Below are 16,385 nucleotides of genomic sequence, written 5' to 3'. Positions count from 1 at the left end.
GCCCGCATCATGATCGACGACGGAGTCATCCATGCACCTGACCGCGCCCGCACCGGGCCTGCGCCGCCGGCTGATCGCCGGTCTCCTGATCCTGCTGGCGGCGATCGTGGCGCTGCCGCTGGCCGCCGCGAGCCCCGCGGCCGCGATCGGCGAGTCGACCTTCACGAACCCGCTCGAGCCGGACACGGCCGACCCGACGATCGAGTTCCACGACGGGAACTACTACCTGGTCGCCACCACCTGGGACAACCGCGTCGTGATGCGCAAGGCGCCGACGCTCGCGGCGCTCGGGACCGCGACTCCGGTGACCGTCTACTCCGACACGAACCCGGGCCGGAACGCGAACATGTGGGCGCCCGAGCTGCAGCGGCTCGAGGGCCCGAACGGCTGGCGCTGGTACCTGATGTACACGATGGGCACCGCCGGGAACTTCGACGGCCAGCACCTCCAGGTGATCGAGAGCGCGGGCGACGACCCGATGGGCCCGTACAGCTACAAGGGCCGGCCGGTCCCGGTCGACTCCTGGAACATCGACGGCGCCTACCTGCAGCTGAACGGCGAGCTCTTCATGACCTGGTCGGCGTTCCAGCCGGGCAACGGGCTGCAGAGCAACTACATCGCCCGGATGTCGGACCCGTGGACCGCGGTCGGCCCGCTGAACGTGCTGTCCGAGCCGGTCGAGCCGTGGGAGACCATCGGCATGCCGGTCAACGAGGGCCCGGTGCCGCTGCAGAAGGACGGCCGCACCTGGATCGTCTACTCGGCGAGCTTCTGCGGTACCGAGGACTACCAGCTCGGCACGCTCGAGTACGACGGGACCGGCGACCCCGTACTCGCCTCCTCCTGGACCAAGAGCGACGGACCGGTCTTCTCGAAGGCGAACGGCGAGTACGGCACCGGCCACAACGACTTCTTCGACTCGCCCGACGGCACCGAGACCTGGAACCTGTACCACGCGAACCCCGGCCCGAACAACGGCTGCAGCCGCCAGCGCTCGGCCCGCGCGCACCTCGTGGACTGGACCGCCGAGGGCGAGCCCGACTTCGGCACACCGCTCGGCACCGCGGCCCGGATCCCCGTGCCCAGCGGTGAGAACGCGCCGATCACGGCCCGTGTCGAGGGTGCGGCCTGGCAGCTCGTCAGCCGCAGCACCGGCCTCTGCGCCACCGTCTCCTCGGCCCAGAGCGGCGACGGCGCCGGCGTCGTGCAGGGCTCCTGCGCCACGCCCCGCGCGAGCTGGACGCTCGACAGCACCGGCGACGGGTTCCTCCGCGTCGTGAACGCGAGCAGCGGGAAGTCGCTCGGGCCGGTCGGCTGCTCGACCGCCTCGGGTGCGTCGCTCCAGCAGTCCGCGTGGCTGACCACCTCCTGCCAGCAGTGGACGGTGGCTCCGGGATCCGGCGGCTACTCGACGCTGACGAACCGCACGAGCGGCAAGGTGCTCGACGCGGTCTCCGGAGCGATCCGCCAGTCGACGCCGAGTGCCGCCGCCTCGCAGGAGTGGGCGCTGCGCCCGGTCGGCGCGGTCGCCGTCACCTCGCTCGTCACCGGCAAGGCCTTCGACCTGCCGAACTGCTCCACCGCCGACGGCGCGGTGCTGCAGCAGCAGGAGTGGCTCGGCTCGCCGTGCCAGCGCGTCACCTTCACCGCCGCCGCGGACGGCGCCGTGGAGATGCACCCCGTCTCGGCCGCGGCCAAGTGCCTCGCGGTCACTGGCGGCTCCACCGCCGACGGCGCGACCGTCACGCAGGGCGCGTGCGGCGTGACCGGCAGCAGCTGGCGGCTCCGCCCGGGCAACGACGGCACCGTCGAGCTGCGCGCCGCGCACAGCGGCAAGGCGCTCGACCTGTCGAACTGCTCGGACCAGAACGGCACCCGGATCGGCCAGTGGAGCGTGCTGAACAACGACTGCCAGCGCTTCCGTGTCTCGCTCGGTGCGCCCGCGGCGCCGGTCGCGCTGCAGCTCGCCGCCGCCTCGTCGGTGCGCTGCGTCGCGGGCAAGCCGGTGCTCACCACGACCGTGAAGAACACGGACGACCTGCCCGCCGACATCACCGTCACGACCGCCTCCGGCACCAAGACCTTCCCGGCCGTCGCCGGCGGGAAGAACGCCACGGCGAGCTTCACGGTGCGCCAACCGACGCTGGCCGCCGGCTCGGCCTCGGTGACCGGCGCCGGAGTCGACGACACGGGCCGCGCAGCCACGCAGTCGGCCGCCTACCCCGCGATCACCTGCTGACGCCGGGTCTCGACAAGCCACCCCCCGTGCAAAGGAGCACCATGCCCACCCCCACCCGCCGCGCGCCCCTCCGCGCGGCCCTCGCCGCCCTCGGCCTCGGGGCGGTGCTCGCCGCCGGCCTCGTCGCCCCCACCGCGACGGCCGCCGACGCCGCGGCCCCCACCGCCGGCCTCCTCGCCGACTACCGCTTCAGCCAGACGACCGGCGCGACGGTCCCCAACTCCGCCGGCGGCGCCGTGGGAGCCGCGCGCGTCGTCAACGGGACGGACGCGCTCTGGACCGGCACGTCACTCCGTCTCACCGGCGGTGCGAAGACCAGCGCGGCCCCCTGGGTCGAGCTGCCCGACGACCTGCTCACGGGCAAGAGCTCCGGGACGGTCACGATCGAGACGCGCGCCGACGCCTCGATGCTGTCGACCTTCCACTTCCTCTGGAACATCGGCAGCGACAGCACCTCGCAGTACTGGTTCGCCTCCGTGCGCGACAAGGTGCGCACCGCGATCACGACCACCGGCGGTGGCGGCGAGAACAACGCCCGCAGCGCGTCCGGCATCGCGGCCGACCGCTGGTACAGCCTCAGCTCCGTGATCGACGGCGCCGCCGGCACGATCTCGTTCTACGTCGACGGCACCCGCGTCGCCTCCGCGCCCACCGCGCTGCGGCCGGCCTCGGTGGCGGACCAGTCGCTGAACGCCATCGGCCGCGCGCCCTACCCCGACCCCTTCTACAAGGGTGAGGTGTCGACGTTCCGCGTCTACGACCGCGCCCTCACCGGCGAGGAGGTCGCGACGGTGTCGAGTGTCGACGCGAAGCTGCACGCCTCGTCGTTCGCGCCGCTGACCGCGGCCGTGCTCGACGGCGTCACCCCGCTGACCATCGACGACTCGACCACGAACCTGCCCGACTACGGTGGCACCGTGACCTGGGCCTCGAGCGACCCGACCCTGCGCGTCTCGGCCGACGGCCGCACGCTCGCCGCCGACCGCCCCGCCGCGGGCCAGGCCGCCCGCACGTCGTCGCTCACCGCGACCGCGTCGATCCGCGGCGTCGCTCAGTCCCGCGCCGTCGCCGTCGCCGTCGAGCCGCAGGTCGGCGTGGACACCCCCTACGGCTATCTGATGGTGCACTTCGTCGAGGACGCGCAGGGCTACGCCGAGAAGATCTACCTCGACGTCTCCCGCGGCGACGACCCGGAGAAGTGGGACCCGCTGAACGGCGGGAAGCCGATCCTCGCGTCCGACCTCGGCACGACCGGCGTCCGCGACCCGTACCTCACCTACAACCCCGAGACGAAGAAGTACTTCATCATCGCCACCGACCTCCGCGTCTTCGGCGGCGACCAGGGCTCGGGCTCGTGCACCACCTGGTGCTACTGGACCACGCAGGGCAGCACGAAGATGAACGTCTGGGAGTCGAGCGACCTCGTCTCCTGGAGCGACCTGCGCCAGTTCGACGTCGCGCTCGACGCGGCCGGCACGAAGCGGCTCGAGGCCGGAATGATGTGGGCGCCCGAAGCGACCTGGGTCCCCGACTACAACGGGGCCGGCAAGGGCGCGTTCGTCGTCTACTGGTCCTCGACCGTCTACCCGAACGCCGCGCACACGCCCGGCACCGGCGCCTCGCGGGTGCTCTGGGGTGCGACCACCGACTTCACCCAGGCCACGTACTCCTACGGCGGCACCTTCATCGACACCGGCGCCGACGTCATCGACACCACGATGATCCAGGACGGCGGCACGACCTACCGGATCTCGAAGGACAACGGCACCGGCCGCGGCATCTACATGGAGTCGACGACCGCGAAGCAGTGGTGGCTCCCGTCCACCGCGTGGACCCAGCTGCAGGACCGCATCGGCGCCGTCTGGGCCGGCGGCAACGCCGGGGGAGTGGAGGGACCGGCCGTCTTCAAGGACCACGACACCGATCGCTGGTACCTCTACGTCGATGTCATCCCCTCGACCGGCTACCGGCCGATGGTGACCACCGATCTCGACGCCGGCTGGACCCAGCTGAACGACCCCGGCTTCTCGCTGGCGCCGTCGACCAAGCACGGCGGCATCGTGTCGCTCACCGCCGGTCAGTACGCCGAGGTCCGCGCGGCCGACGCCGCGACCGCCGTGCGCTCCGACCTGGGTGAGGTGGGCTCCGTCGCCGCGCTGCCCGCCCGGGCCGACGTCGTCCTCGCCTACAACCGCGGCACCGCCTCGCAGCCGGTGACCTGGGACACGTCCTCCGTCGGCACCGCTCCCGGCCGCTACCCGGTCACCGGAGTCGTGCGCACCATCGGCGCGAACGACAACCAGTGGGTCGGAGCGGGCGGATCGACCGCGTACAACGCGCCGAACCGCGTGCTCTCGAGCTCGACGGCCGTGCGGGTGACCGCGACGGTGGTCGTGGCGGCGTCCACGGCGACGCTCACCGCGTCGACCCGCTGCGTGGCCGGCAAGGTCGTCGTGACCGGAGTCGTGAAGAACACCGGCACCTCGCCGCTCACCGTCGTGATCCGCTCGGCCTGGGGCACCTCGCCCACGCTGACCGCGGCCCCCGGCGCGAGCGCGACGCACGCCTTCACGACCCGCGCCCCCTCCGTCCCCGCGGGCACGCTGACCGCGACGGCCGGCGGCGCCACCCTGCAGGCCCCGTACGCGGCCCGCACCTGCGGCTGACGCGGCCACGCTGGTCGAGCACCGCGCAGCGCTCACCGAACATGCTGGTCGAGTAGCGCGCAGCACGGCCCATGCTGGTCGGGTAGCGCGGAGCGCGTATCGAGACCCACCCTCCGGACGGTGGTGGATCTCGATACGCCCTCTGCGAGGGCTACTCGATCAGCAGGGGGCGGCCCGGGCGCAGAGCATGCGTGAGCGTGCCGGCGCAGCCTGAAGCGCTGCAAGCGCATGCCCATCCACATGTGCGGGCATGCGCAATCCATGCTGGTCGAGTAGCGCGGAGCGCGTATCGAGACCCACCCTCCGGACGGTGGTGGATCTCGATACGCCCTCTGCGAGGGCTACTCGATCAGCAGGGGCGGCGCGGGTGCAGACCCGCGTTCGTCAGAACGGGGGCGGTGCGTCCCTGAAGCGCGGACCCGGTGGGGCGCCGGCGAGCGCGGGTGGGCGGATCGTGATGCGGCGGCCGGTGGGGGTGGTCCAGACGATGCTGCCATCCGGGCGGGGGACGTAGGTCCAACGGTCGCCGTGGCGGACGTGGTGGTGGGATGTGCAGAGGCAGACGAGGTTCTCCAGGGACGTCTCGCCGCCGTTGCGCCACTCGATGGTGTGGTCCGCCTCTGCTCGGGAGGCGGTGCGGGTGCAGCCGGGGAAGCGGCAGGTCTGGTCCCGGAGCTGGAGGTGCAGGCGCATCTGCGGCGGCGGGACCCGGTAGGTGCGGCCGACCGAGACGACCGCGCGGGTGTCCGGATCGGTGAGCACTCGGGTGAACGACGCGCCGGTCGCGACCAGTTCGCGGGCGAGATCGGCGGGGATGAGGCCGTAGCCGTCGAGGTCCGCGGGCGCGTCGTCGAGACCGACGGCGGTAGATGCGGCGAGCGTGAGGCGCACCTCGGCGCGGATCCCGGGCACGAACGACGGAGACAGCTGCGGGCCGTCTCCTGCGGGGGTGGTCCCGGCGATGTCGCCGTCGCGCAGGAGATCCGTGAGTACGTCCGCCTTCAGCTGGCTCAGGGTGCGCTCGTCGCCACCGTCGCGGAGACTGCGGGCGATGCGGTCGACGCGATCGGCGATGCCCATCACATCGGGCGCGGGGAGCAGCGCACAGAGCGTCGCCATCCCGTCGACCTCGGGGGAAACCCAGACGGCGCGGTCCTGCCGGGCGCGGACATGCCGCTGGGCGAGGGGCTCCTCGTGCAGCTCGTCGCGCAGGCGAGCGACGATCCGCCTCAGCTGCGTGGGCGTCACGTCCGGTGCGACCTCCGAGGCGCGCTCGTCGAACCGGGCGCGGGAGGCGGGAGTCAGGGTGGCGGCGGTGGCGCAGACGATCTCGCTCGAGTCCCAGAGCAGCCGGCCCTCGGCCAGCAGGGCGCGGGTGCGGGGGAGGTCCTCGACGAGCAGCCGGGCGTGCTCGAGGACCGTCTCGGTGGCCCGCTCGGACAGGCGGAGCTTGACCGCGAACTCGGCGCGGATGGACCGCTCGACGAGGGAGCGCGCCTCGCTGCGGGAGAGCGAGCTCCCGCGGGCGAACGCGTCGGGGACGGTGACCGCCGCGCGGTAGGCGAGGTGCAGGGTCTGCGCGCGGGTGAGGAGCAGCTGAGCGGAGGTGCGTCCGATCTCCGCGGCGATGTCGGTCAGCGCGTCGACGGCGGCGAGCGCGCTCGACGGTCCTGCCGCTCCCGGGTCGCTGTGGTCATCCATACGCGTATTCAAGCAGGGACCACCGACACCCGAGCGGCCGTCGAGCGGCACCCTCGGACAACTCCGCGAGATCGGATCTGTGGAGGAGAGCGCTGCTCCCGCCGCTACTCCCGCCGCCACTCCTCGAGGAACTCGGCGGTGGTCTTCGTCTCGAGCTCCAGCTCGATCTGCCCGAGCAGGACGTAGGGGTCGCCGATGTCGGCGGGCGTGCGGATGACCTCGGCGCCGGTGTCGAGGCGGGTGACGACGAGGTCGTGCGTCGTCATCACGCCGCCGCCGAGCAGGGCGTCGATCGTCATCCGGAGCCAGGTCAGCGTCCGGGGCCGCAGCTCGGCCCGCAGGTACTCGGCCGCGACCTCGCGCTCGCCGTCGTCGTCCCGCCCGTCGTCCTCGTTCACGCCGTCACTGTAGCGAGCACGCCGACCGGGTCACTGTCAGTGCCGCACCTGGAACCAGCGGATCAGCTCGCGCAGCGCCGGCAGGGTCGCGCTCGCGTCGACGTCGGTGTCGATGTCCTCGAAGGTGCTGCGGTAGCCCGGCAGCTCGGTCGTCATCGAGTCGGTGATCGCCTCGTACGCCATCGTCCAGGAGGGGAACAGCCGCTGCGCCGGCGCCTCCTCGAGCAGCACGCGCAGCCCGGCGTGCCGGGGGTCGTCGGCGATGATCGCCATCCGCTCGCGCAGCGTCGCGTCCGGCCCCTCGAGCAGCTGCAGGAACCGGCCGTCGCGGAACAGCAGGATGCCGGTCAGGCCGAGGCGCTCGTTGTTCGCGCGGCACTGCTCGAGCAGCGCGGGCAGGTCCGCCTCCTCGAGACCGGCGGCGGTGTGGCTCGCGTAGACGATGGAGCGGAGGTCGTCGTCCTGGGAGGGGCGAGCAGCGGAGTCGGACATGACGCCATCCCATCAGGGGCGCGGCGGGACGGCAGCCCCCTGCCCGGATCCGCGCGGCCCTGCTATGCGTCGCGCCAGGAGGCCTCACAGCAGGTCCGTGCCGCCCGTCCGCCGCAGCGTCCGGCGGGCGAGGGCCCAGCCGAGCAGCCCCAGCCCGAACCACGCGGCGCCGAGCACCACGACGGCGCCGGTCTGCACCGCGAGCGCGCCGGTCCACCCCTCGCCGAGCAGGGTCCTCAGGGCGTCGGAGGCGTACCCCAGCGGCAGCATACGGGCGACGGCCTCGACGACCGGCGGCAGCTCGTCGACCGGTGCCACGACACCGCCGAGGACGGTCAGGACCGCCGTGAACGGTCCGACCCACGCCAGCCCGTCGCGCGAGCGGAGGCCGAGCACCCCGACCGCGAACCCGCAGCCACTGCCGGCCAGCGCCGCGCATCCAGCGAGCGCGATCGTGCCCGCGGCGACCTGCCACGGGACGCCCTGCCCGAACAGCAGGAGCGCCCAGACAAGCGAGACGAGACCCGCCGCGAAGCCGACGCCCGCCCCCGCGAGTGCGACCCCGCTCCAGAGCAGGACCGCCGGCCGGGCGCTGAGGAGGACGCTCCCGAGCACCGCGTCGTGCCGCATCCGGGTGAGCGACACGGTGACGCTGTCGACCGCGGTCAGAGTGGCGAGGAGGAGACTCGCACCCGCGCCGACCACGATCGACGGCGCCGAGACAGCGGCGAAGTACAGCACCTGCAGAACCGGCCCGACGACGACAGCGACCAGGAGCGTCCGCCGCGTCCGCGTGGCGTCGAACGACCGCATCGCGACCACGATCGACGCCGCCACGAGCCCACTCACGACAGCGCCAGCGTCCCGGCGAGCCGCGCCCGCCGCAGGGCCGTCCGCAGAATCAGGCGGGCGAGCAGCAAGGAGACCATAGACGTGATCAGCCCCTGCGCGCTCCAGAGCGCTATGACGTCGCTGGACGTGTCGCCCGAGACTCCGGCGTGCAGGACCTGCACCGCACCGGTCAGCGGATCGACGACCCCGAGCAGCTGCAGCGGCCCCGGCAGCTGCGCGCGGTCGATGACGGCGCCGGAGAGGAGGAGGACGGGAGCGACGAGGACCGGCTCGTAGACCGTCGCGTGCGGGGTCAGCACGAACAGCCCGGACAGCACGAGCGCCGTCGTCCCGCACGCGGCGACGAGCAGGACCAGACCGAGGGCGACGAGCGCGGGGGAGTGCGGCGCGAACTCGCTGCCGAGAACCCAGGAGCCCACGATCGCGGCCGGGATCGACAGCAGCCCGACGCCGGCGCAGGCGAGCGAGATCGGCGCGAGCGCACCGCCCAGCGGCCGAGGGGTCAGCGCGATCTGCTCCAGCGTCCCCTGCGACCGCTGGTAGCCGAGGATCCCGACCGCCGCCGCGGTCACCGTCCACACCCCGACGACGGCTCCATCGACTCCTAGCGCCAGCCCGCCCCGACCCGCCTGGACGCGCAGGACGACGAAGACGACCGGTGCGATCAGAGCGGCCTGGACGAAGTAGGCGTTGCGGAGCAGCAGCCGCAGATGGAAGGCGCTCTCGCGCAGCACCCCGCCCAGCTCTGCGTTCACTCCCGCCCTCCGCGGCACCGGTCGACGAGGGCGAGGTAGCCCTCCTCGAGGGTCGCCGGCCGGGTGGTCCAGGTCCCGGTCGGCAGGTCGGCGACGACGGCGGCCAGCGCGCGGAGGTCGGGCTGCGAGGAGTCCCAGCCGACGACCACGACGGGCCGACCGGCGATGCTGTCGGAGCGGACCGAGCGGACGCCGTCGAGCGCGACGATCCGCTCGGCGAGCTCCGCGGTGAGCGCCGGAGCGGCGAGGGTCGTCACCTCGCCGAGCCCGCCCGCCGCGGCGATGTCCCGCGGTCGCCCCGCCGCGCGGATCCGGCCGTCGAGGAGCACGAGGCTCCGGTCCGACAGCTCCTCCGCCTCGTGCAGGTGGTGGGTGGTCAGGAGGACGCCCCGCCCGTCGCGGCGCAGCTCGCGGATCAGCACGCGGAGCGCGAGCGCCGCCTCCGGATCCAGCCCGACGGTCGGTTCGTCGAGCAGGAGCAGCGGCGGCTCCGCCAGGAGCCCGCGGGCGAGGTGCAGCCGCTGACGCATGCCGCGGGAGAACTCCTCGACGCGGTCGTCACGCCGCGCGCTGAGGTCGACCGCCGCGAGCACCTCGAGGATGCGGCTGTCCCTCCGCCGTCGCGGCACGTCTGCGAGAGACGCGAAGTAACGGAGGTTCTCGAGCGCGGTCGCGCGCAGGAAGAAGCCGCGCTCGCCGCCGAGGACGAGGGCGAGCCGCCGCCGCGCCTCGTCCGGCCTCGCGACGGCGTCGATCCCGGCGACCCGGATCGCGCCGCTCGTCGGCGTCAGCAGGGTCGCGATCATCCGCGCGAGCGTGGTCTTGCCGGCGCCGTTGGGCCCGAGCAGCGCGACGACCTCGCCCGCCTCGACCCGGAGGCTCACGTCGCGGACGGCCCAGGATGCCTCCGGCCCGGTGCCGAATCGGCGCGACACGGCCTCGACGTCGAGCAGTGCCGCATCCGGATCCGCCGCCGTGGTCACCCTCATCGTCCGCCTTCCGCCGCGGACCAGGGTTCCTCGTCCTCGTGCCGGGAGCACTATTCGTGGCGCTCGCTGCCGGACCTGGCAGAGGCGGTGGTCGCTCCGCCCCGCCGCCCCTTCGAGCTCCTTCAGCCCGCGCACCGAAACCTCACCGAAAGGTAATTGTTCACGGTAACATCGCGCTCAGTACTGATCTCAACGACGAGAGGCCCCACGAATGACGACGAGACGACGGATCCCGATTGCGACCGCGGCGGTGATGGCGCTGACGGCGGGACTGCTCGCGGTCGGCCCGACCGCGCAGGCCGCACCGGCCACCTCCCTCGACAGCGCGAAGGTGCTCGAGCTGCCCTTCGACGGCAGCATCAGCGACACCAGCGGCCGCGGCAACACGGTCGAGATGCAGAAGGGCACCGCCGCGTACGGCACCGGTCTCGCCGGCCAGGCCTTCGAGTTCACCGGCGGCAACGCGGTGTCGCTCGGCACCGACGCCCGCCTCCAGCCCGCCGACCTCACGGTCTCGTTCTGGTACAAGCCGACCGCTGCGATGACCGGCGAGCAGGTCTTCACCTGGAACAAGACCGCCTACAACTCCGACGGCTGGTACCTCACCTCCGAGAGCGACGCGACGCCGCTCGCGCTCTCGATCGGCCCCTCGACCGGACAGCCCTACAAGGTCGCGATCGACACCGCCCGCGCCGGCTTCTTCCCGACGAACGAGTGGACCCACGTCGTCGCCAGCTACGACAAGGCGACCAAGCAGGTCGCGTTCTACCGCAACGGCGTGAAGCAGCCCACCGTCACCAAGTCCGAGGCGACCGGAGCGGCCACCGGCGTGCTCGGCTCCGAGGGCACCTCGACCAAGACCCTCGGCTTCAACGGACCGCAGTACAACGGCGCGCACCTGCGCGGGCTCCTCGACGACTACGTCCTCTACGGCAAGGTCGCCACGACCACCGACGTCGTCGCCCTGACGAAGGCGCACAACGCGTCGTTCGACCCGGCCGCCGTCGCGAAGGCCGACCTCGACGCCGTCACCCTGCCCGCGAGCACGAGCACCGGCTTCTCCGTGCCGACCCGCGGCGCGAAGGGCTCCGACCTCAGCTGGACCTCCTCCGACGAGTCCGCGATCGCGATCTCCGGCGGCACCGCCACGGTCACGCCGCCCACCGGCGCCCCGAAGACGGTCACCCTCACCGGCTCCTCGACCTACGGCGGCAGCACGGCCGTCACCCGCACCTTCGCGATCCAGGTGCAGCCGAAGGGCGTGAAGAGCTCGAGCTACCTGCAGGAGGCCGGCCTCTCGGACGTCACCGTCCAGGACCCGTACCTCGACAACGGCGAGCAGCAGACCGTCGAGTACCTGCTCAGCCTCGACCCCGAGATGTTCCTGCACTCCTTCTACACGCAGGCCGGTCTCACCCCGACCACGGCCGGCGGCTACGGCGGCTGGGAGCGCGAGAGCGGCACCCGGTTCCAGGGCCACTTCTTCGGCCACTACATCTCCGGCCTGTCCCAGGCCTACGCGAGCGAGCAGGACGCGACCACGAAGGCCGCGCTGCTCGCGAAGCTGACCGCCTCCGTCGACGGCCTGAAGAAGGTCCAGGACGCGTACGCCCTCAAGGACCCGGCCAACGCCGGCTACGTCTCGCCGTTCCCGGTGAGCTACCTGCCCTCCGGCGCCGACGGGCTGCTCGTGCCGTTCTACAACCTGCACAAGGTGCTCGCGGGACTGCTCGACGCGCACCAGTACGCGCCGAGCGCCGTGTCCGCGGAGGCGCTCGTCGTCGCCGACGGCTTCGGCTCCTGGATCACGAACTGGGCCGGACGCCAGGCGAACCCGGGTCAGCTGCTCAACACGGAGTACGGCGGGATGAACGAGGCGCTCTACCGCCTCTACGAGACCACGCAGAAGCCGGCGCACAAGCGCGCGGCCGAGTACTTCGACGAGACCGCGCTCTTCCGGAAGCTCGCGAACAACGAGGACGTCCTCAACGGACTGCACGCGAACACGACGATCCCCAAGCTGATCGGCGCGCTCAAGCGCTACACCCTCTTCACCGACGACCCCGCGCTGTACGCGACGCTGACCGCCACCGAGAAGGCGGACCTCGACATGTACCGCCGGGCCGCCGAGAACTTCTGGCGGATGGTGGACGAGAGCCACAGCTACGCGAACGGCGGCAACAGCCAGTCCGAGCACTTCCACGGCGCGGACACGCTCTACCAGTACGCGACCAACGGACAGACGACCGGCTACGGCGAGAACTCGACCTCCGAGGGCTGCAACATCTACAACATGCTCAAGCTCACCCGGGCGCTGTTCCAGGTGACGAAGGACGTGAAGTACGCCGACTTCTACGAGAACGCGTTCATCAACGGCGTGCTCTCGGTGCAGAACCCGGAGACGGGCATGGTCACCTACTTCCAGCCGCAGACCGCGGGCTACGCCAAGGTCTTCGGCGAGGAGCACGACGAGTTCTGGTGCGACCACGGCACCGGCGTCGAGAGCTTCACCAAGCTCGGCGACTCGATCTACTTCGAGGGGCCGAAGACGGTCTACGTGAACCAGTTCCGCTCGTCGGTGCTGAGCTCGGGCGGCAGCAATCTCAAGGTGACGCAGACGGCCGACATCCCGAACACCGACACCGCGCGCTTCACGATCGCGGCGCTCGGAGCGGGAGCGGTCGCCGACGGCACCACGCTGCGCCTGCGCATCCCGGCCTGGGTCGACGGAGCGCCGACGCTCACCGTGAACGGCGCCGTCCGCGACGTCGCCGCGCTGACCGAGGGCGGCTACGCGGTCGTCCCGGTGGCGGCGGGCGACACCCTCACCTGGAAGCTGCCGGCCGCGGTCGCCGCAGTGGCGAACACCGAGAACGCGAACTGGACGGCCTTCACCTACGGGCCCGTGCTCCTCGCGACCGAGCTGAACCGGAACAACGTCGACGCCTCCTACCCCGCGGGCGTGCTCGTGCAGATGAGCGTCGCCGACAAGACGGTGAACTCGAACGTGGTCGTCGCGAACGCGGCCGCGTGGAAGTCCTCGGTGAAGCAGAACCTGCTCCGCCTGCCCAACGGCGCGAACGGCAACGGGACGACGACGATGCGCTTCGGCATGACGAACGTCGACGCCGCCTCCGAGGCCCGGATCTTCCAGCCGTACTACAGCCTCTACAACGCGCGCTACGCGACCTACATGACGCTCATCGCCCCCGACTCCGCGGAGGCCCAGGCGCTGATCCTCAAGGAGAAGCAGCAGCTGCGGGTGGAGGAGACGACGATCGACTCGCTCACCTCGTTCGACAACAACAACAGCGAGGCCGACAAGAACTACAAGTACAACCGCTCGGCGGTCGGCACCTGGCGCGGCGAGGGCTACCGCGACGGCGAGCGGTCGGCGGACGCGTACTTCCAGTACGACATGATCGTCGACCCGGCGCTGCCGAAGAACTACCTCGGCGTCCGCTACTACGGCGGCGACGCGGGGCGCACCTTCGACGTCTACCTCAACGACGTGAAGCTCAAGACCGAGGTGGTCTCGGGCGCCGCGGGCGCGCTGAACTGGTACGTGCAGTACGACGAGATCCCGCGCTCGGTGCTCGACGGGATCGCGGCGAAGGACAGCTACAAGCGCAACCAGTCCGGCGCGTACGTCCTCGACGCCCAGGGGAACAAGGTGCCGAAGGTGACCGTGCGCTTCCAGGGCACCGGTACCGCGAGCAACGTCGGCGGCGTCTTCGGCGTCTACACGACGGAGTCGACCGGGTTCGCGACGGACGCCGAGCTGGCGAAGCTGACCTCGTCCGTGGGCACGTTCTCGCCGGCGCTCGCCGCCGGGGTGCGCGACCTGACGCTGACGGTGCCGGTCTCGACGACGAGCGTCGCGCTCGACCTCGACCCGGCCGTGGCCAGCGGACTGGTGAAGGTCGACGGCGTGCTGATCGACGACACCGTCGCCCGGACCGTCACCCTCGCGGCCTCGGGGACCACGAACGTCGTGATCACCTCCTCCGCGCAGGATCACACGACGCTCGCGACCTACCGGCTCGCGATCGTCCGGGCCGCTCCCGCCGCCGCGATCGACCTGACGGTCTCGGCCACGACGCGCTGCGTCGCCGGCAAGGTCGTCCTGACGACGACGGCCCGCAACGACTCGAAGGCCGCGGCGTCGATCTCCATCGCGACGCCGTACGCCACGAAGTCCTACCCGGGCATCGCGGCGGGCAAGAGCGCGACGCAGGCCGACACCACCCGCGCCGCCTCGATCCCGGCCGGCACCGCGACCGTCACCGCGACGGCCACGATCGACGGCAAAGCGGTGACGACGACGAAGGCGGCCCCCTACTCCGCCCGCGCCTGCGGCTGACCCCGCCCACCGACAGCGGCCGCCCGGGGACCCTCCCGGGCGGCCGCTCCGTTTCCCCTTTCCGCGAGATGCCACTTGTGCGCACTTTCTGCGGCGTGTCGCGCTCGTAAGTGGCATCTCGCGGAGGGGATCAGGGGGTGGGGGCGCCGGGCGTTATCCATTCGTTACACATCTCGACCAAACCGGCACCACACTGCGAACGGGCAGGTCAAGGGCGGAGCATGACTCCCATGGAACAGACAGGGAAGAACCCGCGCGTGCCGAGGCTCCGGTTCATCGCGCTCGCGGCCGTGGCCGGCATCGTGGTCGCGGGCGTGCTGCTCGCGATCGCCGAGCTCGTCGCGCTCGTGGTCGCGAAGAACGCCAGCCCGGTGCTCGCCCTCGGCGCGTTCGTGGTCGACATCGTGCCGCGCCCGCTCAAGGAGTTCGCGATCGAGACGTTCGGAGCGAACGACAAGATCTTCCTGCTGGCGAGCATCGGCGTCGCCGTGCTGGTCGCCGCCGCCCTCGCCGGCGTGCTGCAGCTGATCCGCCCGCCGCTCGGCCAGATCCTGCTCGTGATCGCCGGCGGCCTCTCGATCGCCGCGATCGTCACCCGCACCGGCGCGACCCCGCTCTCCGCAGTGCCCACCCTGGTCGGCCTCGTCGTCGCGATGATCGTGATGCACCTGACCGTCTCGCGCCTCCGCCGCTGGCGCGCCGCGTCCGCCGCCGAGAAGACCGGCGCGGCCCCCGCCGCCCGCCCGGTCGGCATCGAGCGCCGCGGCTTCTTCCGCGTGACCCTGATCGCCGCTGTCGGCGCCGCCGTGATCGGCGCCGGGTCGCGCGCCATCAACGCCGCCACCTCGTCCCTCGCCAGCGTGCGCGACGCCCTCCGCCTGCCCAGCCCGCGCAGCACCGTCTCGGTGCCCGCCGGCGCCGATCTCGGGATCGACGGGCTCACTCCGCTCTACACGCCCAACGCCGACTTCTACCGCGTCGACACCGCGCTGACCGTGCCCTCGATCGACCCCTCCACCTGGTCGCTGAAGATCTCCGGGATGGTCGACCAGGAGGTCACGCTGTCGCTGCAGGACATCTTCGACATGGGCCTGGACGAGTACGGCATCACGATGACCTGCGTCTCGTACCAGGTCGGCGGCGACCTCGTCGGCAACGCCAAGTGGCTCGGCGTCCCGCTCCGCGACGTGCTGAAGAAGGCCGGCGTGCAGAGCGGCGCCGACATGCTGCTCTCCACCAGCGTCGACGGCTACACCGCCAGCACCCCGCTCTCGGCGGTCACCGACGAGAACCTCGACGCGATCCTCGCCGTCGGGATGAACGGCGAGGCGCTGCCCTTCGAGCACGGCTTCCCGGTTCGGATGGTCGTCCCCGGCCTCTACGGCTACGTCTCCGCCACCAAGTGGCTGACCGAGCTGAAGGTCACCACCTTCGCCGCCGACGAGGCCTACTGGACCCCGCGCGGCTACGACGCCGAGGCTCCGATCAAGATGTCCTCGCGGATCGACACCCCGCGGATCGACGCCGCGATCCCCGCCGGCGCGACCAAGATCGCCGGCGTCGCCTGGGCGCAGACCACCGGCATCGCCAAGGTCGAGGTCAGCATCGACGACGGCGACTGGCAGGAGGCCACCCTCTCGACCCCGGTCAACCTCGACACCTGGGTGCAGTGGTACGTCGACTGGGAGGCCGCGAGCGGCGCCCACTACGTCGCCGTCCGCGCGACCGACGCCAACGGCATGCTCCAGATCGAGGACCGCGCGGGCGTCGCCCCCAACGGCTCCTCCGGCTGGCAGCGCACCCTCGTCCGCGTCAGCTGACGCCGTCCGGCGACCCACGCGCCTGCGGGAGACGGATCTCGATACGCGCTCTGCGAGCGCTACTCGATCAGCATGAATCGCCGCATGGTGGTCGAGGAGCCGCGGAGCGG

Annotated in this window: 10 protein-coding genes; 4 read left to right on the top strand and 6 right to left on the bottom strand. The window is 72.0% G+C overall.

All coding sequences use genetic code 11. The features are described 5' to 3' along the window. The first annotated feature begins 31 nt into the window (after nt 1-31). Both EDF35_RS04835 and EDF35_RS04830 read left to right on the top strand, forming a co-directional pair. Complete coding sequence (locus tag EDF35_RS04835) at nt 32-2,239, top strand: RICIN domain-containing protein (protein ID WP_133960915.1); 2,208 nt, start codon at nt 32-34, stop codon at nt 2,237-2,239. 41 nt (nt 2,240-2,280) lie between these two features. After that, nucleotides 2,281-4,905 carry a LamG-like jellyroll fold domain-containing protein gene (locus EDF35_RS04830; RefSeq protein WP_133960914.1) on the top strand — a complete coding sequence of 875 codons (2,625 nt, stop codon included), beginning with the start codon at nt 2,281-2,283 and terminating at the stop codon, nt 4,903-4,905. Between the two features lie 384 nt (nt 4,906-5,289). On the opposite strand, the gene EDF35_RS04825 is transcribed toward EDF35_RS04830, so the two are convergent. The 6 genes from EDF35_RS04825 to EDF35_RS04800 form a co-directional block, all read right to left on the bottom strand. Then, nucleotides 5,290-6,606 (bottom strand): HNH endonuclease signature motif containing protein, encoded by a 1,317-nt coding sequence (locus EDF35_RS04825; protein ID WP_133960913.1) that lies wholly within the window; start codon nt 6,604-6,606, stop codon nt 5,290-5,292. Between the two features lie 104 nt (nt 6,607-6,710). Next, nucleotides 6,711-7,004, bottom strand: a complete 294-nt coding sequence (locus tag EDF35_RS04820) for a hypothetical protein (RefSeq protein ID WP_133960912.1) — start codon at nt 7,002-7,004, stop codon at nt 6,711-6,713. A gap of 36 nt (nt 7,005-7,040) precedes the next feature. Beyond that, nucleotides 7,041-7,496, bottom strand: coding sequence for a BLUF domain-containing protein (locus tag EDF35_RS04815; protein ID WP_123705740.1), 456 nt, complete (start codon nt 7,494-7,496; stop codon nt 7,041-7,043). A gap of 84 nt (nt 7,497-7,580) precedes the next feature. Beyond that, nucleotides 7,581-8,345: an ABC transporter permease gene (locus EDF35_RS04810; RefSeq protein WP_133960911.1), complete on the bottom strand. Its 765-nt coding sequence runs from the start codon at nt 8,343-8,345 to the stop codon at nt 7,581-7,583. Further along, complete coding sequence (locus tag EDF35_RS04805) at nt 8,342-9,103, bottom strand: ABC transporter permease (protein ID WP_133960910.1); 762 nt, start codon at nt 9,101-9,103, stop codon at nt 8,342-8,344. The genes EDF35_RS04810 and EDF35_RS04805 overlap by 4 nt, the downstream gene beginning before the upstream one ends. Further along, a complete protein-coding gene (locus tag EDF35_RS04800; protein WP_133960909.1) occupies nt 9,100-10,092 on the bottom strand; it encodes an ABC transporter ATP-binding protein in 993 nt (330 codons plus the stop codon). Before EDF35_RS04800 ends, EDF35_RS04805 begins: the two co-directional genes overlap by 4 nt. 211 nt (nt 10,093-10,303) lie before the next feature. Here EDF35_RS04800 and EDF35_RS04795 point away from each other — a divergent pair, with 211 nt between their 5' ends. Both EDF35_RS04795 and EDF35_RS04790 read left to right on the top strand, forming a co-directional pair. Beyond that, nucleotides 10,304-14,455, top strand: coding sequence for a beta-L-arabinofuranosidase domain-containing protein (locus EDF35_RS04795; RefSeq protein ID WP_133960908.1), 4,152 nt, complete (start codon nt 10,304-10,306; stop codon nt 14,453-14,455). Between the two features lie 230 nt (nt 14,456-14,685). Next, a complete protein-coding gene (locus EDF35_RS04790; RefSeq protein ID WP_133960907.1) occupies nt 14,686-16,275 on the top strand; it encodes a molybdopterin-dependent oxidoreductase in 1,590 nt (529 codons plus the stop codon). The last annotated feature ends 110 nt before the right edge of the window (nt 16,276-16,385 follow it).

This window comes from Rathayibacter sp. PhB151 (assembly GCF_004366415.1).
GTDB lineage: Bacteria > Actinomycetota > Actinomycetes > Actinomycetales > Microbacteriaceae > Rathayibacter > Rathayibacter festucae.
Note: the sequence above shows the minus strand (reverse complement) of the source record. Positions and strands in the feature narration are given on the sequence as shown.